Genomic DNA, 21834 nt, shown 5'->3' on the forward strand with positions numbered 1-21834 from the left:
CAACCCTTAGACTCCCTCGCGTGACACGCTGCGGGCCGATTGGCAAGATGGCCCAGGCGGTCGGCAAGTGCGGTAACAGGAGGGAAGCGTCTCGTGAGCAGCAGGCCATCCCGAGGCACTGCTCGCCTCGCAGCCATACTGGACGCGCTGCCGGACGCGTTGGTCCTGGTCAACGCGAACGGCACCGTGGTCAACGCGAACACCATCGCGCTGGAGGCGTTCGAGACGCCGGGCACCGCGCTGGTCGGGCGGGGGCTGCTGGATCTGCTGCCGCACTTCGACTCGCGGCTGATCCCCGGCTCCATGCGGCGCCCCGACCACATCGACCCGCGGGCGCGCACCAAGCCGACGCGGATGGTCGCGCGGCGCACCGACGGCTCCGAGTTCCCGGTCGAGGTCACCAGCGCCAACCTGGAGACCGGCCAGCAGGCCTACGACACCTACGGCTACACCGGCGACGAGCTGCTGATGCTGGTCGTCCGCGACCTCTCCGGCACCGTCGACACCGAGGCCGAGCTGGCCCGTTCGCAGCGGCAGACCGAGATGATCCTGCGGGCCGCCTCCGAGGGCGTCGTCGGCACCGACACCGACGGGCGGATCGTCCTCGTCAACCCGGCCGCCGCGCAGATCCTGGGCTACCGGGCCGGTGAACTCGGCGGGCGCGAGCTGCACACCCTGGTCCTGCACTCGCGTGCCGACGGCTCGCCCTTCCCGTACGACGAGTCGCCGCTCGCCGACACCCTGCGCTCCGGGCGCAAGCACCGGGTGCGCGGGCAGGTGCTGTTCGCCAAGAGCGGGGACCAGCTGCCGGTCGACCTGACGACCGCACCCGTGCGCGACGGCGACCAGCTCGTCGGCGCCGTGATGACCTTCACCGACCGGCGCCCCTACGACGCCCTCGTCGAGGAGCACGAGGAGGCGGAGCGGCGGCACGCCGAGGAACTGGAGCGGCTCGCCGAGGAGCACGCCGCCGAGCTGACCGGGCTGCGGCAGCGGCACGCCGCCGAGCTGGAGGAGCTGAAGGAGCAGCACGCGGAGGAGCTCGCCGCGGACGCCGACCGCTACGCCGCCCTCGGCGAGCGGGAGAAGGACCGGTACGAGGCGATCGCCGGGCGGCACGAGCAGCTGCTCACCCTCCTCGGCGACTCGCTGCGCGGGCCGCTGGACGAGCTGCGCCGGGAGCTGGCCGCGCTGGCGTCGGACGACGCCGGGCAGTTGTGGCCCGAGGCCAACCAGGTGCTGCACCACCTGTCGGCCGGCTACTCGCGCATCACCACCCTCATCGACAACGTCCTCGGCTACCAGCGCCTGGACGTGGGCAACGAACAGGTCGCCCGCACGAAGGTGATGCTCGACGCCGTCGTCGCCGCGGGTGTCGACGGCGCCGTGGAGCTGATCGGCCCGGGGCGGGTGCAGTTCGCCGTGCACGCGCCGCCGATCGAGGCCGAGGTCGATCCCCGGCTGCTGGCCACCGCGCTCGCGCACCTCGTCGCGGACGTCGCCGGTGTCGACGCCACCGGCAACTCGCCCGTGTCGGCGACGGGCGGCTACCTGGACAACACCGTCGTGGTCGCGGCGGCGCAGCGCGGCGAGGTCGTGCGCATCGAGGTACGCGGGCCGTACGCCGGGGGAGACCCGGTGCACGAGCCGATCGTGCGCGGGATCGTGCGGGCGCACGGTGGCGTGCTGCAGACGCACGACGTGCCGGGCATGAGCGGCAGCGCGTTCGTGCTGGAGGTGCCGATCGGCGGCGGGGCGGGTGCCGTCACCGCCCAGGGTGCCGAGCTCGCGCAGATCGCCCCCGCCGTGCCGGACGCCGCTGCCGACTCGGCCGGTGGCGTGGGTGCGCAGGGCACCGTGGCCGTTCGGGAACCAGCTTCCGGGGGCGGGCGGCGGCGGGCCCGTCGGGCCTCCGTCGACGCGTTCCTGGAGAGCGGGGTCGCCGGGGCACCGGGCGACGCCGGAGCCGGGCCCGAGGCGGAGAACTCCGCACCGACCGGGCGGCGCAGGAGGCGCGCGGCCCAGGCCGGGGCCCAGGCTGGGGCCGGGGTCGAGGCCGGGGCCGAGGCCGGGGCCGAGATCAGCGCTCAGGGACAGGGACAGGGCGGCGACGTACCGGCTCCGCTGCCCGTGCCCGCGCAGGCGGGGCCCGGTGCGGGCGCCGGGGCCGGTGGTACCGGGCGTCGGCGGGGACGGCCCGCGGAGACTTCGGGCGCCGAGGTGGCCGGGGTGCCCCAGGCCGCGCTCGGCGGGGTGTCCGAGGGTGCCGTCGTCATGGCCGGCGAGCACGGCGGCGGGGCCGCGGCGTCCAACACCGGCCTGGGCGGGACCGTGCCGCCGCAGGGCGTCCCCGCGCCCTCCGGACGCCGGGCGGGGCAGGACGGCGGTGAGCAGCACGCCCTGCCTCCGGCGCTGCCCGCGCAGGCCGGCGAGTCGAACCCGGCAGACCCGGAGGCCGCCGACCGGCCGACGGGGCGCCGACGCCGTGCCCTGGCCTCCGCCAACGAGCGCGCCGCGGCGCAGGAGGCCGCTCCGCGCCAGGTGTTCGCCCTGCCGCCCGCCGGCGCCGACGCCGACCGTCCTTCCGAGGGGACGGCAGAGGCTCAGGGACGGGTTCAGGAACCGGGGCAGGTCCAGCCCGGTCGGGTCCGGGTGCCGGGACCCGCCGCTCCCGGTGACGCCGTGCCCGACGAGGGCCGTCACGACGCCGTATCGCACGACCAGTCCGAGGACCACACGCCGCCGCAGCCCCACCCCGCCGAGGCGCCCACGGGACGCCGCCGACGGGCCGGGGCCGCCCGCCCGGCCGACGAACCGGTGCCGGGCCAGGCTCAGGGCCAGGGCCAGGGCCAGGCGCAGAGTGCGCCCGCACAGGGCATCCCGGTACAAGGAGCGCCGCCGGTGCAGGGAGCCCCCGTGCCCGCCCCGGCCGCGACCGGTACCGAGGCACAGGCACCCCGGCCCGCCGAGTCCGGTGCCGACACCGCGGCGCCCGCCGCCCCGGGGCAGCCCGCGCCCGCGCCGCAGCCGTGGCCCGCCGCCGCGGACATCCAGGGTGCCGGCGCCCCCGTACCGCCCGGCGCCCCCGTACCGCCCGGTGCGGCACCGGCGCCTGCGGCCCCTGCCGCCCCTGCCGCCCCGCAGGGCGTGCCCGCCACCACGCCGAGCCGGGGCACCCCGCTGCCGCCCGAGAACGCGCCCGCCCCTCGCGCGGCGCAGCCGCTGCCCGCCGAGGCTTCCGCGCCCGTCGACCCGAACTCGACGCAGGGACGGGCGATCAGCGTGCGGACCCTGGGCCAGGGCGTGCCGTTCAACCGGCAGGCGGTCCAGGTGCAGCAGCCGTCGGCCACTCCCGCCCCGCACCAGCCGGGCGGCGGCGGCCGGCGCCGCAAGCTGGGCACGCCGCCCGACCCGGCCGCCGGCGGGACGGCGCCGTCGGCCCGCCCGCACTCGCCCGCGGAGCAGCCGCCGGGCGCGCAGCCGAAGAAGCAGGCCCCGCCGCAGCCCCCGAGGCAGTCCCCGGACCAGCCGTCCCTGGCCGGCGGTCAGGGACGCCTCGCGCCGGTCACCGAGGGCGCCGGACGGTCGTACGCCATAGGGGCGCCGGACCGGAACGCCGCCGAGGGACCCGAACCGCTGGACGGACCCGGCGGGGCCGTCGAGGTGGCCGATCCGCCGCGCCCGCAGCCGATGGACGACGAGCTGCCGCCGGAACCGCTGGACAACCCGCGCCGGCTGCTCGTGTGGCCCGCGCCGGACGTCTCCACGCAGCAGGCGCTCAGCGACCGCGGCTACCGGCCGGTGATCGTGAACTCGCGCGAGGAGGTCGACGCGCAGATCGCGGCGTTCCCGGCCGCGCTGTTCGTGGACCCGCTGACCGGGCCGATCACGCGTACGGCACTCCAGTCGCTGCGGCAGGCGGCGGTGGCGGCCGAGGTGCCGGTGCTGGTCACGGCCGGGCTCGGGCAGGCCTCGCGGGACGCCGCCTACGGTGCCGATCCGGCCGTCCTGCTGAAGGCGCTCGCGCCGCGGGACAGCGAGCAGCATCCGCCGCGCGTCCTGCTGATCGAGGAGCACGCGGAGATCGCGCTGGCGCTGACCTCGACGCTGGAGCGGCGCGGGATGCAGGTGGCGCGGGCCGCGAGCGACGCCGACGCGGTGACGCTGGCGGGGCAGTTCCGGCCGAACCTGGTCGTGATGGACCTGATGCGGGTGCAGCGGCGGCAGGAGAGGTCCGCCGGGATCGTCGACTGGCTGCGCGCCAACGGACAGCTCAACCGCACCCCGCTGGTCGTCTACACCGCCGCCGTCGACCAGGACGACCTGCCGCGGCTGGCCTCGGGCGAGACGGTGCTGTTCCTGGCGGAGCGTTCCACCAGCGCTGAGGTGCAGTCCAGGATCGTCGAGCTGCTCTCGCGGATCGGGACCAACTGAGGGCGTCCGCGGCGGCACCGGCCGACGGGTCCCTCCGTGTCACCGGTCGACGATGCGGCGGGCCGCCTTCTTGATCGAGTCGCGCAGGCCGTCGGTGTCGGCGTCCCCGCCACCGACCAGGATGCGTTTCATCTGCGGCACCACGACCGCCCAGTTGGCCATCGCGACCAGCAGGAACAGGAGGTCGGGCGCCGGGATGGCGTCGGTGATCACGCCGCGCTCCTGGCCGTCCCGCACGGCGGCGACCTTGCGGGCGTAGTGCTCCTGCCGTTCGGCCTCGTGCGGCAGCTCGGCGGTGCCGTACTCCATGCCCTCCCAGAAGAGCAGGCGGAGCAGCTCGGGGTGGGCGGCGTGGTAGTCGAGGAGGCGGTCGATCCAGCCCTCGATGTCGTCCGGGTCGACGGGGACGGAGATCGCGAGGTCGAGCATCTTCTTCTCGAGGACGGACGCGAACAGCTCGCCCTTGTTGCCGTAGTAGGCGTAGATCAGCTGCTTGTTGGCCCTGGCCTCGGCCGCGATGCGGTCGATGCGCGCGCCGGCGATGCCGTGACGGGCGAACTCCGCCACCGCCGCCTCGAAGATCCGGGCCTTGGTGGCCTCGGGGTCCCTTGCTGCCATGGGGCCAGGGTAGCCGGGCCGGCGAGGTAACCAACTATTTGGTTGACACACTTCGGGAATGCGGGTGAGACTCCTCGGGTTACTTCCAACCAACCAGTTAGTTGTTAGTGCGTGCTCGAAGGAGTCGCCCCGCCCATGCCGTCTTCGCCGTCCTCCACCACTCCCGCCCCCACGTCCACTCCGGCCGCCAGGAGGGAGCCCTCCGGGAAGGGGCCGTCCGGCGCCGCCGCCCGGCTCTTCCTCCCCCTGATCGCCCTGTGCACCGCCGTGACGGCCGCCAACATCTACCTCGCGGCGCCGCTGCTCCCCCTCATCGCCCACGACATGGGCTCCACCCCGTCGGCGGTCGCCTGGCTCGCCTCGGTCGCCCAGCTGGGATACGCGGCCGGCCTGCTCTTCTTCGCCCCGCTCGGGGACAGCGTGAACCGGCGCCGCCTGGTCGCCGCCCTCTCGCTGGTCGCCACCGCCGCCCTGCTCGCCGCCGCCGCGTCGGCCGGGACCGGCGCGCTCGCCGGCGCCGTCCTGGTCGCCTCGGCCGCCACCGTCGTACCGCAGCTGCTGGTCCCGCTGGTCGCCGAGCGCGCTCCCGCCGACCGCCGGGCCCGGCACGTCGCGGCCGTCATCGCGGGCCTGTTCACCGGCGTCGTCGCGGCCCGGGTGCTCGGCGGCCTCGCCGGGCAGGCCTTCGGCTGGCGGGCGGTGTTCGTGGGCGCCGCCGTCCTCACCGCCGTACTGGGGCTGGCGACCGCGTACATCCTGCCGGTGGAGCGGCGGCAGCGGCGGGGCCCGCTGTTCGCCGGGCTCGTCGCGATACCGGGACTGGTGCGCCGCTCGCCCGACCTGTGGCGGGCGTGCGTGCGCCAGGCGGGGATGTACGGCGCCTGGAGCGCCCTGTGGACCTCGCTGGCCCTGCTGCTCACGGAGGGCGAGGGGTACGGCATGACCACCGCCGCGGCCGGACTGTTCGGCCTGTTCGGGCTGGCGGCGAGTGTCGTCGCGCCGCTCGCCGGGGGTCTGGTCGACCGGTTCGGCGCGGCCAAGGTCGTACGGTCCGCGTACGCGCTGGCCGCCCTCTCGGTGCCGCTGTTCTGGCTGGGCGGTCAGGTGATGGCGGCACTGTGCGCGGCCGCCGTCCTGGTGCACGCCGCCCTGGTCGCCTCGCACGTCGCCAACCAGACCCTGGCCCTCACCACGACCTCGGCCCCGGCCACCGCCAACACGGCGTACGTCGTCGCCGGCTTCGCGGGCGGCGCGCTCGCCTCGGCCCTCGCGGGGCCCGCGTTCGGCCACTGGGGCTGGGGCGGCGTGTGCGCGGTGGCGGGGGCCTGGCTGGTGCTGGGGTGGACGGCCACGGCCGTACGCCCTGCGCGGTCTGCGCGATCTGCGCGATCTGCGCGATCTGTGCGGTCCGCTCGGTAAGGACGGAAGCGGCGGGCGGGTGCCGGGCGGGGAACCGTGGTGGCCCGCCCGGCGGGAAGCGTACCGGCGGGGTCAGAGCCGGGTGACGTCGAGACCGCCCTCGGCGTACTGCCGGCGCAGCACCTTCTTGTCGAACTTGCCGACGCTCGTCTTCGGCACCGTCTCGATGACCGTCCAGCGTTCCGGGAGCTGCCACTTGGCGATCTTGCCGTCCTCGGCGAGGAAGGTGCGCAGGGCGGCGAAGTCGGTGCTGGCGCCCTCCCTGAGGACGACGGTGGCCAGCGGACGCTCGCCCCACTTGTCGTCCGGTACGGCGACGACCGCGGCCTCGGCGACGTCCGGGTGGGCCATCAGCGCGTTCTCCAGCTCGACCGAGGAGATCCACTCGCCGCCGGACTTGATGACGTCCTTGGCCCGGTCGGTGAGGGTGAGGAACCCGTCCGGGGAGATCGTGCCGACGTCACCGGTCTTCAGCCAGCCGTCCGCACTGAACTTGTCGTCGGGACGCAGCGGATCGGCCCCGGGGCCGTTGTAGTAGGCACCGGCGATCCAGTTGCCGCGCACCTCCAGCTCACCGGCGGACTCGCCGTCCCAGGGCAGGCGCTCGCCGCCGGGACCGGTGAGGCGGGCCTCGACGCCGGCCGGGAAACGCCCCTGGGTGAGGCGGTAGGCGAACTCCTCCGGCGTCCCGACCACGTGGGCCGGCGGCCGGGCGATGGTGCCGAGCGGCGAGGTCTCCGTCATGCCCCAGGCGTGGCAGACCCGCATGCCCAGCGCGTCGAACGCCTCCATGAGGGAGGGGGGACAGGCCGAGCCGCCGATGGTGACCTGGGTGAGGGAGGAGACGTCGCGGGGCCTGGCCGTCAGCTCGGCCAGCAGGCCCTGCCAGATGGTGGGGACGGCGGCGGCGTGCGTGGGCCGCTCGCCCTCGATCATCGCGGCGAGGGGCGCGGGCTGCAGGAAGCGGTCCGGCATCAGCATGTTCACGCCGGTCATGAAGGTGGCGTGCGGCAGCCCCCAGGCGTTGACGTGGAACTGCGGGACCACGACCAGCGACGTGTCCTGGTCGGTCAGGCCCATCGACTGGGCCATGTTGACCTGCATGGAGTGCAGGTAGATGGAGCGGTGGCTGTAGACCACGCCCTTGGGGTCGCCGGTGGTGCCGGAGGTGTAGCACATGGCGGCCGCGGCCCGCTCGTCCAGCTCGGGCCAGTCGTAGGCGGTCGGCTTCCCGGCGATCAGGTCCTCGTACTCGTGCACCTGGACGGCGGCCCCGTCCAGCAGGGAGCGGTCGCCCGGCCCGGTGACGACGACGTGCTCGACCGTCTTCAGGTGCGGCAGCAGCGGGGCGAGCAGCGGCAGCAGCGAACCGTTGGCGAGCACGACCCGGTCGGCGGCGTGGTTCACGATCCAGGCCAGCTGCTCGGGCGGGAGGCGGAGATTGAGGGTGTGGAGGACCGCGCCCATGGAGGGGATCGCGAAGTAGGCCTCGACATGCTCGGCGTTGTTCCACATGAGGGTCGCCACGCGTTCGTCGTCGCCGACGGCGAGGTCCTCGCGCAGGGCGTGCGCCAGCTGGGCGGCGCGGGCACCGATCTCGGCGAAGGAGCGGCGGTGCGGCTCGTCCTCACCGGTCCAGGTGGTCACCTGCGAGCTGCCGTGGATGGCCGACCCGTGGGTCAGGATCCTCGATATCAGCAGCGGTACGTCCTGCATCGTGCTCAGCACGGTGTCCTCCCGGGGCGACATTGCCTACGCGGCGGTAAGGGTTGCGCTGATTCTGCGCACATACCGCGCGGTATGTCACTAGTCCCGGGTGATCGATCAGTGGGCGGCGCCGAATACGCGATCCCACCGGGCGTTCACATACCGGATCATTACCGAACGAACCCCAGCTCAGGGTCCTCGCGGAGCTTGCCGAGGGCCCGGGAGACGGCCGACTTCACCGTACCCACGGAAACTCCGAGCACTTCGGCCGTACGGGCCTCGCTGAGGTCCTCGTAGTACCTGAGGACGACCATCGCGCGCTGCCGGGCGGGCAGCTTCATGATCGCCCGCCACATCGCGTCGTGCAGGGCCTGCCGCTCCGCCGGGTCGTCGCCCCCGGACACGGGCTCCGGCTCGGGCAGCTCGTCGCAGGCGAACTCGTCGACCTTGCGCTTGCGCCACTGCGACGTCCGGGTGTTCAGCAGCGCCCGGCGCACGTAGCCGTCCAGGGCGCGATGGTCCTCGATGCGCTCCCAGGCCACGTACGTCTTGGTGAGCGCGGTCTGCAGCAGGTCCTCCGCGTCGCTCGGGTTCGCGGTGAGCGACCGGGCGGTACGCAGCAGCACCGGCTGGCGCGCCTTCACGTACGACGAGAACGACGGGTACGGGAAGGTCTGCGTCCGTGCCGTGGACGCGGCCGGTGCGGTGGTCCTCGCCGTGGCCGGCGCCATGGCTGTGGCGGCGTTCGAAGCGCTGGTGCAGACGGGTGTGGTCATGGCTCAACGCTATGAGCGAGGGGGCACCCGGCGGATCGGCCGCAGGTCCCGAAGCCGAGTCCGCCTCAGGTTGTAGGGGTGGTGTTGGCCCCACCTCCTGTAGGTGGAGTGGGGGAGGAGGGGTACTGCGGGTTGACCCCTGAGGGTTCGCACGAGGCGAGCACCCGTGGGGGCCCGGAGTACCCGCGGGGCGCGCTCCGGCGAGAGCCCGGATGCCCCCGCGGGGCGTGCACCGGCCGGGGGCCCGGATGCCCCCGCGAGGCGTACACCCGGCGAGGACGGCCCGGCATCCGCAGCACGGCCGGCGCGGGCACGGCCGACGCGGGCCTGATCGGCACGGGCGTGGCCGACGCGGGCCTGGCCGACGCGGGCCTGGTCGACGCGGGCACGAGAAACGTCCGGGCGACGGTACCTGAGTACCGTCGCCCGGACGCACTGCGACCCCATGAAGCACACCCGCACAAGTACCGAGGGACCGGCGCGGCAGCGCACCCGCGCCGGGCCCCTCAGCTCACCACCACAGCGGGGAGAAGGTGACGGCCACGTTGTCGTTGCCCTGGTTGATCGACGTGAAGGCGGAGCCGTCGACCTGCGCGGTGTTGCTCTGGTTCGAGGCCCCCGAGCCGACCGCCTGCTGCTGCGTGGTGGACGAGTTGCCGTTGTTGTCGTCGCCGACGCCGCTGCCGATGATGCCCGCGGAGGCGCTGGCGGCGGTCGCGTTCGATCCGTCGTCCGCGAAGGCGCCGTTGTCCGCCGTCGCCACCCCGCCGAGGAGAGCGGCGGCGAGCGGAAGGGCGGCGACGGCGGCGACGACACGGGCGGTACGGATGCTTGCCATGTTGTTCCTCCAGAACAAGTGCGCACCGGCTTCCAGCCGACAACGCGAGAAGTAAGTGAACTAGGGCTTATGTCAAGGCAGTTGGCCAACCACCTCGACGCTGTGGCACGACGTCGCGTGATCAGAGTTGCCCACCGAATCCCCGGCGAACCACCCCGGAAGCCCTGATTCGCCCTCAAGCGTGAGGACAAGTCGATAAACCCCTTTGCTTCCCTTCTTCCCCATGCCGGGACAGCACGGACGACTCCACCTCAAGCCCCGCAAGAGGTGAAGCGTTCCGCCAGTTTCTCCCCGCACTCCTCCCTCCCCGGCGTGTCGCACCCCTCACCCTTCCCTTTCTCGAACATACGTACGAACATAGACCCATGGCCACCACCGACCGGCGGGCCACGACGCTGGCCCTCGCACACGCCCTGTCAGCCGCGGAACGCGGACTGGCCGTCATCCCGCTGGCCCGGACGAAGCTCCCGGCGCTGCGCTCCCCGCACCGCGACGCCCCGGCCTCCGAGCCCTTCGCCTGCCGCGGCGAGTGCGGCCGCTTCGGCCACGGTGTCCACGACGCCTCCACCGACCCGGACCGCGTCCGCGCGCTCTTCGCCGCCGCCCCGTGGGCCACGGGCTACGGCATCGCCTGCGGCCTTCCGCCGCACCACCTGATCGGGGTCGACCTGGACACGAAGTCGGCGGCGGCGCAGACGGACTCCGCCACCGCCCTGCGCGAACTGGCCCTGCGCCACCTGTTCACGATCCCGCCCACGGTCGTCGTCCTCACCCCCAGCGGAGGCCGCCACCTCTGGCTGACCGGCCCGCCGGACCACGTCGTCCCCAACTCGGCGGGCCGCCTCGCCCCCGGCATCGACATCCGGGGCGCCGGCGGCTACCTCGTCGGCCCCGGCTCCCGCACCCGCCACGGCGCCTACACGATCGCCCCCGGCACGTCCCACCTCAGGCCGGCGCCCTGTCCGCCCGCGCTCCTGCGCCTGCTGCTCCCGCCCCCCGTCCGGCGTGCCGACGGCGAACCGGCGGGCGACGGGCGCGGCCTCGTCCAGTTCGTCCTGGCCGCCCACGAGGGCCAGCGCAACACCCGCCTCTTCTGGGCGGCCTGCCGCGCCTACGAGAACGGCGTCGGCGCGGCCCTCCTCGCCCCCTTGCTGGACGCCGCCCGGACCACCGGCCTGACCGAACGCGAGGCCCGCGCGACGATCGCGTCGGCGGCCCGCATGACGGGCCGACACCCCTGACGGACCCGGAGCCCCGCAGTCCGCAGTCCGCAGTCCGCAGTCCGCCCCCACGCGACACGACCCACCCGGCACAGCAACCGAAAGACCCCGATGCACGACCGTCCCAGAGTGCCGACCCTGTCGCTGACCAGGATCGTCCTGTCCTGCGGCCGCAGCGTCGAGCTGACCGAGCTGCGCCTGACCCCGACCTACGGCGACATGCCGGCGGGCTACCCGTGCCGTCCCGTGAACGACCTGCGCATCCGGGCACTGCTGCACACCGCCGCCGGGTTGTCCCCCACCGTGCCGGTGCACCTGATCCCGCCGTCGCGCGAGTACCCGGACCAGTACGCGGGCGCCTTCGGTCCCGTCGAGACGCTCCCGCGCGTGGCCTGCCTCGGCCGTTTCTCCTCCATGCCCCTGGCCCCGGCCAAGGACCCGGTCGCCCACCGCTCCGGCCTGACCGTCATCTGGTTCCAGCCGACGACCCGGGTCCCGGACCCGTACGACACGGACCCCGCCCTGCGGCAGGTCGACTGGACGTCCCTGGCACAGGACTACGAGCTGGAAGGCATGCCGTACGGACCCTGAGCCCCCGGCCGTCCGCTGCCGCTCTCCCCCGTGCCCCTGCCCGCCCCCGTCTCGTCCTTCCGCCACGGCCGGACCCCCAGCTCGCCGGTGGTGCCGAGGTCGAGGTGCGGGGCGACCGTCACCGGGTCGGCACCGGCCTCGGCCCGGACCCTGACGTAGGGCACGGTCACCGCCGCGCCGAACTCGGTGGTGTTGCGCCACGCCAGCCCCGACACGGCGGACTCCCCGGGCCGCAGCGTCACCGGCCGTGGCGGCCCCTCGTCCCCGCCCGCCATCGGGATGCCGTCGGTGCCGCGCAGGATCTCGATCCCGTCCACCGGCTGGTGCTCGGCGTCGAGCAACTGGAGCACCGGATATCCCTCCAGGGAGTACGTCCGGCTCCCGCAGTTCTCCAGGTGCAGCCCCACGACACGCAGCCCCATCGCCGCGTCGCCCTGGTCGGCGGTCAGCCGCAGCCCGGACGCCGGACAGGAACTCGCGGGCGCCGGCGCCTCGTCGGAGGGCACCCGCTCCACGTCGAGAATCCGCACCCGCCCGGCATCGAGCACCCCGCCGCCCGGATACCCACCGTGCTCAAGAGTCCTCCGCACGGTCTTCCCCGCCCCCACGGAGGCCACCGTCTCCTCGACATTCGACATCGCCCGGCCCTGCTCGTCCATCAGGGAGAAGGTGATGGTGTACGTGAAGGGCTCGGCCCCCGGGTTGGTCACGTCGTACTGGACGACACACGGCCCGGCCGCTCCCCCGGCCCCCGGCAGACTGTCCGCCGTCACCGACACCCCGGGCCGCTGACTCGCCCGCCCACTGGGCGAAGCGTTCACCCCGGCCCCGTCCCGCTCCACCGTCCCGACGACCCGGACCCCGTCCCGCTCTTCACCGGCGCCGTTCGCGCCGCCGGAAGCCCCGTCGTCGGCGGCGGCACCGCCCGCACACGGCCCCGTCGTCTCCCCGCCACCTCCTGCCGCGGAGCCGGCGGACTCAGTACCGCAGCCGCCCAACACCAGACCGGCCACAAGAACACCGGAGACCGCCAACGCCGTGTGGAACGGGGGAATTCGCATCTCCCCACCCCACCAGCCCCACCGCACCCCGACCATGGCGGAAGCCACACCTCCGGTCACAGCCCTGTCACAACCGCAACGACAACGGCCCCTGACCACAACGCCTGGTCAGGGGCCGTCACATACCGCGGTGGGTGTGGGATTTGAACCCACGGTGACTTGCGCCACGACGGTTTTCAAGACCGTTCCCTTAGGCCGCTCGGGCAACCCACCCGCGCGCCGTCCCGCCCGGGGCGGAGCGGGTACAGCCTACCGGCCCCGTGCGGCGGGCGGGGCTCACGTGGGGTGGGGAGGGCGGGCCGCCGCCCAGGCTGCCTCGATCATCGGGAAGATCTCGTCGAGGGCGGCCTCGGGATCGGGGGCCTCGCGGGACAGCGAGTAGGCGTCGATCACGAACCTCGCGAGGGTGCGGGCGGCGGTTTCGCTCCGGGTGCGGGTGGGGTCGGCGGCGATGGCCGTGGCCAGGGCTTCCGCGTGGCGCAGGCGGACCGATTCGTCGTACTTCCGCAGGGCCGGGGACGCGTCGATCATCCGCCAGATCGGGGCCGCGCTGTCCGCGGTGCAGTGCCGGACCAGGGCCAGGATCTCGCGGCGCAGAGCGGGGATCAGCGGCTCGTGCGGGGCCCGGTCGGTGACCGCCCGCGTGAGGCGGTGCTCGAAGTCCTCGTCCTGCTCGAAGACCAGGGCCTCTTTCGAGGCGAAGTGGGAGAAGAGCGTGGTGACGGCGACGTCGGCCTCGGCGGCCACGTCACGGATGCCCACCGCGTCGTACCCGCGTTCCAGGAAGAGCCGCAGCGCGGTGTCGGCGATCTTCTGGCGGGTCGCGGCCTTCTTGCGCTCACGGCGGCCCGACTGCTGCACGGTCATGACGCGCAGGCTAGCAGGTAGGAAACAGTAACCGTTATGAAAAGCTATCCGTTAGTGATACGTTCGGCGGCATGAGGAAAGTGAGCTTCGCCGAGTTCGGCGGTCCGGACGTTCTGCAACTGGTCGACGCCGAGGAGCCCCACGCGGGGCCTGGTCGGATACGCATCGCCGTACGGGCGGCGGGCGTGAATCCCGTCGACTGGCGGGTCAGGGAAGGGCAGGTGCTGGGGGCCCATCCGGTCGAGTTGCCCTCCGGGGTCGGGCTGGACGCCGCCGGTGTGGTGGACGAGGTCGGCGAAGGGGTCACCGGGGTCGAGGTCGGGGACCGGGTGTTCGGGGAGGGCGCCGACACCTACGCCGACTTCGCCGTGCTCGGGGCCTGGGCGCGGATGCCGGAGGGGCTGACCTTCGAAGAGGCGGCCGGGTACCCCTCCGTGGTGGAGACCGCGCTGCGCGTCATGCGGGAGGTCGGTGTGCGGCCCGGGCAGACGCTGCTGGTCAGCGGGGCTTCGGGGGGAGTCGGGTCGGCGGTGCTGCAGATCGCCCGCGAGCGCGGCGTCACGGTGATCGGTACGGCCGGTGCCGCCAACCAGGAGTACCTGCGCGACCTCGGTGCCGTCGCCACGACGTACGGCGAGGGCTGGGTCGAGCGGGTACGGCGGCTCGGCGAGGTGCACGCCGCTCTCGACCTGGCCGGTTCGGGTGTGATCCGCGAGCTGGTCGAGCTGACCGGGAGTCCGGAGCGGGTCGTCAGCATCGCCGATCTGGGGGCGCCCGAGTTCGGCGTCCGGTTCTCCGGTGTGGCCGGAAGCGTGCCGGCGGCGCTCGCCGAGGCCGTCGACCTGATCTCCCGCGGGAAGCTCCACATCCCGGTCGAGAAGTCGTACTCACTCGCCGAGGCCGCGTCGGCGCACATCGACAGCCAGGCCGGTCACACGCGCGGGCGCCGGGTCCTCGTGATCTGAGCCTGCCCGGAGCGCGGTGTCCGGTCCCGCGCCGCGGCGCGGATCGGCGCGGATCGGGCGCCTGCCTCACTGAATGCACTTCGCCACCGGAGGCCCGGCCCCGGTGGCGAAGTGGTTGATCGTGGTGTGCGGAAGGCGGCGTCAGTCGTCGCCGAGCTTCGAACCCAGGGTGACCTCGGCGGTGTGCTGCTTGCCGCCGCGCTCGTAGGTGACGGTGACCTCGTCGCCGGGCTTGTGGGTCCAGATCTCGCCGATCAGGGTCGGGCCGCTGTCGATCACCCGGTCGTCGAGCTTGGTGATGACGTCACCGGGCTTGAGGCCCGCGTCGTCGGCGGGGCCGCCCTTCTCGACCGGGTCGGAGCCGCCCACGCCCTGCTCGGTGAGCTTGGCGCCGTTCGTCGTCTCCTCCAGCGAGACGGAGGCACCGATCTTCGCGTACACCGGCTTGCCGCTCTTGATCAGCTGCTGGGCGACGAACTTCGCCTGGTTGACCGGGATCGCGAAGCCCAGGCCGATGGAGCCGGCCTGGCCGGTGCCGAAGCCGCCGTTGCCGGTCGACTGGATCGCGGAGTTGATGCCGATGACGTTGCCCTGCGCGTCCAGCAGCGGGCCGCCGGAGTTGCCCGGGTTGATCGACGCGTCGGTCTGCAGGGCGCTCATGTAGGACGCCTTGCTGTCCGCGCTGCCGTCGCTGGAGGCCACGGGGCGGTTCTTGGCGCTGATGATGCCGGTGGTCACGGTGTTGGACAGGCCGAAGGGGGCGCCGATGGCGATCGTGGAGTCGCCGACGGCCACCTTGTCGGAGTCGCCGAGGGCGAGGGGCTTCAGGTCCGAGGGGGCGTTCTCGAGTTTGATGACCGCGACGTCGTAGCCCTGGGCGTGGCCGACCACCTCGGCGTCGTACTTCTTGCCGTTGGGGAAGGTCGCGCTGAGCTTGCCGCCGTCGACCGCCTCCGCCACCACGTGGTTGTTGGTGACGATGTGGCCTTCCTTGTCGAAGACGAAGCCGGTGCCGGTGCCACCCTCGCCGTTGCTTCCCTCGGCCTGGATGGTGACCGTGCTGGGCAGCGCCTTGGCCGCCACGCCTGCGACGGTGCCCGCGTCGCGCCTGACGGAGCCGCCGGTGTCGGAGGCGGAGACCGTCGTGGAGCCGCTCTCGTCGTTGTTCCTGGCCAGGGTGTAGCCGAGGCCGCCGCCCAGGCCGCCCGCGACCAGCGCGGCGATCAGGACACCGGCGAGCACACCGCCACGTCCGCGGCCCGGCTTCGGCGCGGGCTGCTGGTACGAGGCGCCCCAGCCGCCCGCACCCCAGCCGCCCGCTCCGCCGCCCGCCCCTTCACCGGGGCCGTCACCGAAGCCGGTGCCGTTGCCACTGCCGGTGCCGTTGTCACTGCCGGTGCCGTTGTCGCCGGCGAAGCTGCCGCCGTAGCCGTTGTCTCCGCCCGCGCCGTACGTCGGGGTCGGCGCCGGGGTGCCGGCCGGCTGCGCCGGGGACCCGGGCGGCTGGGGCGGGGGCCACGAGGCGTCGGGAGCCGTGGAGCCGTGGGACGCCGGGTCCGGGGCCTGGGCGGGGGGAGCCGCCGGGGCCTCGGGTGTGGCCGCCGGGGGCTGGTGCGGCGCGGGGGGCTGGGCGGAGGCAGCGGGAGCATCCACCGGCACGGGAGGTGCGGACGGGGCGGGGGGTACCGCGGTGCCCTCGTTCTCGGTGCTCACAGCTTCTCTCCTCGTTCCACGGCTGTTTGTCGCTCACCCTGGTCGCGCTCACCAGCCACGCTCACGCGCTGCTCCACGGTCCGGCGCGATGCGGATGTGCTGGTTGATTTTGTATGCCATCAGCTTTTCCCACGGGCCGTCAGAGCACCATAAGCGGTTGCTGTGGGTCCCCGACTGTCCTTTACATAGGTCATCCAAGACTAAACGGACACATTGTCCTTTCCGCCGATGGCACGTCTACCCGCCCGCGGTGGCACCATGACGCGGTGACCCACGCACGACAGCACCGGATCCAGGTCGTCGCCCACCGCGGTGCCTCCGAGGAGGCGCCCGAGCACACGCTGGCCGCATACCGGAAGGCGATCGAGGACGGGGCAGACGCCCTGGAGTGCGATGTGCGCCTGACCGCCGACGGCCACCTCGTCTGCGTCCACGACTGGCGCGTCAACCGTACGTCGAACGGCCGCGGCGCGGTGTCCGCGCTGGAGCTCGCCGACCTCGCCGCCCTGGACTTCGGCGCCCGCCGGACCCGGGAGTTCTGGCGCACCCGCGACGAGCAGCCCGACTGGGAGCACCGGCCCGAGGACCGGGAGGAGACCTCCGTCCTGACCCTGGAGCGCCTGCTGCAACTGGTCGCCGACGCGGGGCGGCGCGTGGAGCTGGCCATCGAGACCAAGCACCCGACCCGCTGGGCGGGGCAGGTGGAGGAGCGGCTGCTGCTGCTCCTGAAGCGGTTCGGACTCGACGCCCCGGACTCGGCCGAGGACTCCCCGGTGCGGGTGATGAGCTTCTCGGCGCGCTCCCTGCACCGGGTGCGGGCCGCGTCGCCGACGCTGCCGACGGTCTATCTGATGCAGTTCGTCTCGCCCCGGCTGCGCGACGGGCGGCTGCCCGCGGGTGTCCGGATCGCGGGCCCCTCGATGCGGATCGTGCGCAATCACCCGGCCTACATCGAGCGCCTGAAGCGGGCCGGCCACCAGGTGCACGTGTGGACGGTGAACGAGACCGCCGACGTGGATCTCTGCTCCGACCTGGGCGTGGACGCCATCATCACCAACCGGCCGCGCGCGGTCCTGGACCACCTCGGCCGCTGATTCGTCCACGGCTCTTGACCCGGCGGCCCGGCTGGCCCATTCTCCGGTCTCGGCCACACCGACCAGATCCAGCCAGGTGACTACAGGGAGTGCTCCGGCGCGTTCGGTACGTGTTCGACCGTGTCGAATGCGTCACCGTGCGGGGTTCGGCCGGTTTCCGGCTCAGGGCGATGGGGCATCCACACCGTGGCGTGGGGCGAAGGAGGTCTCGGGGGTGGCGTTGGTGGTGGCACAGGAAGTGCCCACGTCGTCGAGCATGGCCGTGCCCCATGGCCCTGCGGGCGTGGGGGAAGCGAGACACCGCATGCGTGATCAGTTGCGCAGGGGTGGCGTGGCGGAATCGGTCATCGACGACGCCGTACTGGTCCTTTCCGAACTGCTGAGCAATGCGTGCAAGCACGGCCGCCCGCTGGGCGACGCCCTGGCCGGGGACGGCGACGTCCGGGCCGCGTGGCAGGTGGACGCGGGCGGCCGGCTGCTCGTGGAGGTCACGGACGGAGGCGGCCCGACCCGCCCGGCTCCGGCGACCCCTTCGGTCACCGCGCACGGCGGCCGGGGGCTGAACATCATCACGGCGCTCGCCGACGACTGGGGCGTACGGGACGACGCCCGCGGGGAAGTCACGGTCTGGGTCGTCGTCCACGACGACGTGCACGACCCCGACGCCGGGCACCGGCGCGACGACTTCGCCGCCCGGATCTCGGCACCCGCGGTGTCGGAGATCCCCGGCCTGGACTTCGCCGACGCCTTCGACGACCTGGGATGACCGGCCTCCCTACGGGAGGACCTGGGGCGACCGGCCTCCCGGCGGGACGACCCGGGGTGACCGGCCTACCGACACGACGACCTGGAGTGACCGGCCTACCGACGACCCGTGGGCCCACCCGCCGGTCGACGCCCGAGGGCGACCCGCCGTACGACGCCCGAGGGCGACCCGCCGTACGACGGCGAAGGGCGACCGGCTGCCCAGGAGCCCGAGCGGTCCGGCCGTTCGACGGCCCGAGCCGACCCACCTCTCGACGACCGGGGCACACCCGCCCCCGACGGCCGAGGCCCCCCCCGACGGCCGGATCCGACCCACCGTGCGGCGACCCGGGCCCGCCCTCCTCTCCACGGCCGAGGCCGACCCACCCTTCCACGGCCGAGGACGACCCACCCCTCCACGGCCGGATCCGACCCGTCGTGCGCCGGGCCGGGGTCGTCCCGTTCGACGGTCCGGGCCGACCTCTTCGACGCCCCCGCCCGGCCCGGCGGCCCGCGTTCCGTGTGGGGCGGGGCGAGTTGTCCACAGGCGGCCCGTCGTCCATAGGGTCCCGTCGACCGGTGCGGGAACGGCTAGGCTCGCGCCCGTACGAGTAGAGCCGTAACCGGGAGACACCCACGATGGCCAAGAAGCGACCCCAGACCAAGGCCAAGCGGCCCCAGCTCGACGATGCCGAGGTCCCGGTCGTCGGTGCCCGCGAGCCCTGCCCCTGCGGCAGCGGCCGCCGGTACAAGGCCTGTCACGGCCGGACCGCCGCACAGGCCACGACCGCGCTGGTGCAGCGCCCGTTCGAGGGGCTGGCCGGTGAGTGCGACTGGGTGGCGCTGCGGGAGCTGGTGCCGGCGGCCACGGTCGAGCTGACCCTGCGGGACGGGCTGCCCGAGGGCGTCCCCTCCGTCACGCTGGCCACGGTGCTGCCGATGGCCTGGCCCGCACTGCGCCGCGACGACGGCTCGGTCCTGCTCGGCCTGCAGAACGACACGGCGTCCGGCGACATCAGCCGCGACCTCGCCGACACCCTCGCGCGTGCGCTGACCGCCGACCCGGGCACCCCGGTGCAGGGTCGCCGCGCGCCGGCCGACGGTCCGCGATTGCAGGACCTGCTCGCCCCCGAGGGTGCCTTCGAGCCGGAGGTGCACTCGGGCTTCGAGTTCTGGGTGCCGGACCCGGAGAACGCCACGCCGGACGTCACCGCCTCCCTGGAGCGGGCCAACGCCGCGGCCATCCCGACCGTCCGGCTGCAAGGGGTCGACGCCGCCTACTGGTGCGAGACCCCGGACAAGAACCACCTGCGCTGGGTCATGCCGCACGAGGAGGAGCGGCTTCTGGACGCTCTGGCCCGGCTGCACGCGGCGGGCCGGTCGTCGCTCGGCGAGGGCACCCGCCTCGTCGGCTCCTTCCGCGCCCACGGTCTTACGGTGCCGGTGTGGGACCTGCCGAGCGAGGTCACCGCGCAGGACATCGAGAAGCCGGCCGCGGAGTTCGCCGAGCGGCTCGCCGAGGCGCTGGCCACGGATGCTCCGCTCACGCACGACGAGCGCCGGGCGCGCGGCGGACTGACCAACCGACAGGTCACTCTCAGCTGACGCACAGCCGCACCGCCCGCCCCCGGCTGACCGACCGGTCAGCCGGAGCGGCGGTCCGTGGACGGGTGACACCGGTCACAACTCCCGGTAAAGACAGGCCAGTCGGTGACCGGAAAACAGGAGATCGAATTTGCTAACCGCCGATCTCTTGTTACCGTTCGAGTAGCCCGGTTGCTGGTGCATCCCCCGTCGCCAGCAACCGGGTCTTTTCCTGCCCCCGGTCGCACACGCGCCGCAGTCGCCGGTCAACTCCCCGTTCCCGCAGGGTGGTTGCTCTCACCCTCCGCACCGCTCCCGGCACGCAGCAGCAGCGGCCCGTACCCGGCCAGGCGCGCGAACTCCGCGACCGCGGAGTACCCCGCCAACCCGCCGCGGCCCGCGCCGCCGGTGCTCTCCGGCGGCGTCTCGCAGGAGCCCGGCTCGTCCTCGGCGCCCACCGCACAGCGCATCCGCACGCTGCGCCCGTTGGGCCCCATGAGGCTCAGTACGCTCTCGAGCGGGCCGCCGGTGGCGTTGCGGTAGTAGGTCCGCGCCCAGGTCTCCGCACCCCGGGCCAGGACACAGGTCTGCGCCTCGACGCCCGCGGGGGAGGTGAGTTCGGGGCCGCAGCGCGCGGCAAGCGCCGGGCCGGGCGGCAGCGGCGAACGGACGGGGGCGGCCCCCTCCGTGGCCGGCACCGCGGACGCCTTGCCGTCACCGCCCCGGGCGAGGAGCGGGACCGTCACCGCGGGCTCCCCGTCCGTGCCGTCGCCCGGCGGCCCCGCGGACGCCACCGCGAACGGCAGTACGACCGCACACACCACGATCCCCGCGAGCCCGTACAGACGGATCCGCCGTCGGTCCGGCCCACCGCGGCACGTCCCGGCGCGCTGCGGTCCGACGGCACGGTGCTCCCCTGCATGAAGCGGCATGGGGCGGACGATAACGACCGAGGGCGGGCGCGGACCCGGCGCGCGCCGGGCACGCCTACAACTCGGGCGCGCTCACACCCGTACGAGTGAGGGCGTCGACCACCGCGTCCACCACGGCCTCCACGTCGGGCACCCAGGGCGAGGCGGAGCCGGGCAACGGCGCCCGTTCCCAGCGGACGGTGCCGGTGCCGGTCTCGGACGGGGGCAGCGCGAGGTAGCCGCCCTCGCCGTGGAAGCGCAGGGAGCCGGGGACGAAGTCCTTGGCGTAGAGCAGCTCCCCCAGCTGCTCCATGGAGTAGGGCCTCACCAGCAGCGACCAGCGCGAGGGCGAGGCGACGACCGGGCCGAGCCGGAGCCCGGCGCGGTCGAGCGCGGCGAGGGCGTGGGCGGCCGGCAGGGCGGGCAGGGAGACGGCACACGGGGCGCCGCCCCCGGTGGCCAGGACGATCGGCGCGGTCGGCCGGTTGGCCCACCACCAGCGCACCATGCGCGCATCGGTGGTCGCCGCGAGGAGACCGGGGTCGAAGGGATGAGCGCCCGGCACCGTGCACTCGGGGTCGGGGCAGCCGCAGCGCGACCGCGACCGCGGGTCCGGCGCCGCGCCCGGGAGTACGGGCCACTGCCATTGTGTCGCGTAGGTCAGGGCCGCGCCGATCAGCTCAGGCTGCCCGTCGTCGTGCTGGGACAGGAGCCTGCGTCGCCTTCCGAGGATCTCGCGCATGAGCGCTCGTTCCTTTCCGTTGCACGCCTGGCAACACCGTGGTCACTTCACACCATGTGTCGATCACTTCGCTGTGCGTTGCTGGTGGCGCATCACACCCCTGCCGAGCGGCGTTCCCACGAGGAACACCTCCGCCAAGGGCAAGGGAAACCCCTGTGGGTCGAGCACGGTCGAGCACTGACTTCGTGACGGTACCGGCCACCGCGTCTGGCAAAAGCAACGGCGTGGCGCGGGGGTGGCGAAGTCTGGCGTTTTGCCGTCGCGCGTATTTCTCTTCGCCTCCGCCACGGGAGGATGGGGCACGGTCGTCGGTGGATAGGACGCCCGGGTCCGTCGCCGGGTTCCAGGTGGTCCCCAACCACCCCCGGCCTTCTCCGAGTACGTACCCATCACGACCGCTGTGACGCTCCGTGAAGCACCCCCAGTCGACCGCAACAAGGTGTCCTCTGGGGCAGTTTCAAGCCAATTTCGCTTTTCCGCAAGGGGTCGAGAAGGAGGCCGCTCGCACCTCATGGACACCAGGAATCCCGGCAGGACAATGCTGGACATC

Annotated in this window: 17 protein-coding genes and 1 tRNA gene; 8 read left to right on the forward strand and 10 right to left on the reverse strand. The window is 73.7% G+C overall.

Annotated features, from left to right (window positions below):
* Positions 1–93: 93 nt before the first annotated feature.
* Positions 94–4434, forward strand: coding sequence for a hybrid sensor histidine kinase/response regulator (locus R2E43_RS18535; protein ID WP_332056382.1), 4341 nt, complete (start codon positions 94–96; stop codon positions 4432–4434).
* Positions 4435–4473: 39 nt separating this feature from the next.
* Here the strand turns inward: R2E43_RS18535 and R2E43_RS18540 are convergent, their stop codons facing one another.
* On the reverse strand, positions 4474–5052 hold the full coding sequence (locus R2E43_RS18540) for a TetR family transcriptional regulator (RefSeq protein ID WP_003974955.1): 579 nt from the start codon (positions 5050–5052) through the stop codon (positions 4474–4476).
* A 135-nt stretch (positions 5053–5187) separates the two neighbouring features.
* Between R2E43_RS18540 and R2E43_RS18545 the strand changes: the two genes are divergently transcribed.
* On the forward strand, positions 5188–6471 hold the full coding sequence (locus R2E43_RS18545; protein WP_189283266.1) for an MFS transporter: 1284 nt from the start codon (positions 5188–5190) through the stop codon (positions 6469–6471).
* 72 nt (positions 6472–6543) lie between these two features.
* Here R2E43_RS18545 and R2E43_RS18550 read toward each other — a convergent pair whose 3' ends face one another.
* The 3 genes from R2E43_RS18550 to R2E43_RS18560 form a co-directional block, all read right to left on the reverse strand.
* Entirely contained in the window at positions 6544–8220 is a 1677-nt protein-coding gene (locus R2E43_RS18550) for a long-chain fatty acid--CoA ligase (RefSeq protein WP_136208050.1), read from the reverse strand.
* 128 nt (positions 8221–8348) lie between these two features.
* A complete protein-coding gene (locus R2E43_RS18555) occupies positions 8349–8954 on the reverse strand; it encodes a SigE family RNA polymerase sigma factor (RefSeq protein WP_162495205.1) in 606 nt (201 codons plus the stop codon).
* A 511-nt stretch (positions 8955–9465) separates the two neighbouring features.
* Complete coding sequence (locus tag R2E43_RS18560; protein WP_003974960.1) at positions 9466–9792, reverse strand: hypothetical protein; 327 nt, start codon at positions 9790–9792, stop codon at positions 9466–9468.
* A 365-nt stretch (positions 9793–10157) separates the two neighbouring features.
* Between R2E43_RS18560 and R2E43_RS18565 the strand changes: the two genes are divergently transcribed.
* Together R2E43_RS18565 and R2E43_RS18570 are read left to right on the forward strand one after the other, a co-directional pair.
* Positions 10158–11033 carry a bifunctional DNA primase/polymerase gene (locus tag R2E43_RS18565; protein WP_030863604.1) on the forward strand — a complete coding sequence of 292 codons (876 nt, stop codon included), beginning with the start codon at positions 10158–10160 and terminating at the stop codon, positions 11031–11033.
* A gap of 90 nt (positions 11034–11123) precedes the next feature.
* Positions 11124–11603, forward strand: a complete 480-nt coding sequence (locus R2E43_RS18570) for a hypothetical protein (RefSeq protein ID WP_136208053.1) — start codon at positions 11124–11126, stop codon at positions 11601–11603.
* Here R2E43_RS18570 and R2E43_RS18575 read toward each other — a convergent pair.
* The 3 genes from R2E43_RS18575 to R2E43_RS18585 form a co-directional block, all read right to left on the reverse strand.
* Positions 11570–12376 (reverse strand): DUF4232 domain-containing protein, encoded by an 807-nt coding sequence (locus R2E43_RS18575; protein WP_332056383.1) that lies wholly within the window; start codon positions 12374–12376, stop codon positions 11570–11572. The two genes, R2E43_RS18570 and R2E43_RS18575, sit on opposite strands and share 34 nt — an antisense overlap.
* Positions 12377–12792: 416 nt before the next feature.
* Positions 12793–12877 (reverse strand) — tRNA-Ser (locus R2E43_RS18580).
* 63 nt (positions 12878–12940) lie between these two features.
* The gene (locus tag R2E43_RS18585) at positions 12941–13531 is read right to left on the reverse strand and encodes a TetR/AcrR family transcriptional regulator (protein WP_003974964.1); all 591 of its coding nucleotides are present in this window, start codon (positions 13529–13531) and stop codon (positions 12941–12943) included.
* Positions 13532–13602: 71 nt separating this feature from the next.
* Here R2E43_RS18585 and R2E43_RS18590 point away from each other — a divergent pair, with 71 nt between their 5' ends.
* Entirely contained in the window at positions 13603–14496 is an 894-nt protein-coding gene (locus R2E43_RS18590) for an NADP-dependent oxidoreductase (protein ID WP_168715296.1), read from the forward strand.
* A gap of 141 nt (positions 14497–14637) precedes the next feature.
* Here R2E43_RS18590 and R2E43_RS18595 read toward each other — a convergent pair whose 3' ends face one another.
* A complete protein-coding gene (locus tag R2E43_RS18595) occupies positions 14638–16209 on the reverse strand; it encodes a S1C family serine protease (RefSeq protein ID WP_319349400.1) in 1572 nt (523 codons plus the stop codon).
* A gap of 266 nt (positions 16210–16475) precedes the next feature.
* Between R2E43_RS18595 and R2E43_RS18600 the strand changes: the two genes are divergently transcribed.
* The 3 genes from R2E43_RS18600 (at position 16476) to R2E43_RS18610 (ending at position 19652) form a co-directional block, all read left to right on the forward strand.
* Positions 16476–17303 (forward strand): glycerophosphodiester phosphodiesterase, encoded by an 828-nt coding sequence (locus R2E43_RS18600; protein WP_003974967.1) that lies wholly within the window; start codon positions 16476–16478, stop codon positions 17301–17303.
* 127 nt (positions 17304–17430) lie between these two features.
* Positions 17431–18069, forward strand: coding sequence for an ATP-binding protein (locus R2E43_RS18605; protein ID WP_003974968.1), 639 nt, complete (start codon positions 17431–17433; stop codon positions 18067–18069).
* 617 nt (positions 18070–18686) lie between these two features.
* Positions 18687–19652, forward strand: a complete 966-nt coding sequence (locus R2E43_RS18610; RefSeq protein ID WP_003974969.1) for a DUF5926 family protein — start codon at positions 18687–18689, stop codon at positions 19650–19652.
* A 245-nt stretch (positions 19653–19897) separates the two neighbouring features.
* Here R2E43_RS18610 and R2E43_RS18615 read toward each other — a convergent pair whose 3' ends face one another.
* Positions 19898–20563: a hypothetical protein gene (locus tag R2E43_RS18615; RefSeq protein ID WP_011029349.1), complete on the reverse strand. Its 666-nt coding sequence runs from the start codon at positions 20561–20563 to the stop codon at positions 19898–19900.
* A 55-nt stretch (positions 20564–20618) separates the two neighbouring features.
* The gene (locus R2E43_RS18620; protein WP_003974971.1) at positions 20619–21284 is read right to left on the reverse strand and encodes a bifunctional DNA primase/polymerase; all 666 of its coding nucleotides are present in this window, start codon (positions 21282–21284) and stop codon (positions 20619–20621) included.
* Between the last annotated feature and the right edge of the window lie 550 nt (positions 21285–21834).

The organism is Streptomyces violaceoruber (assembly GCF_033406955.1).
In the GTDB taxonomy this organism is placed as follows: Bacteria; Actinomycetota; Actinomycetes; order Streptomycetales; family Streptomycetaceae; genus Streptomyces; species Streptomyces violaceoruber.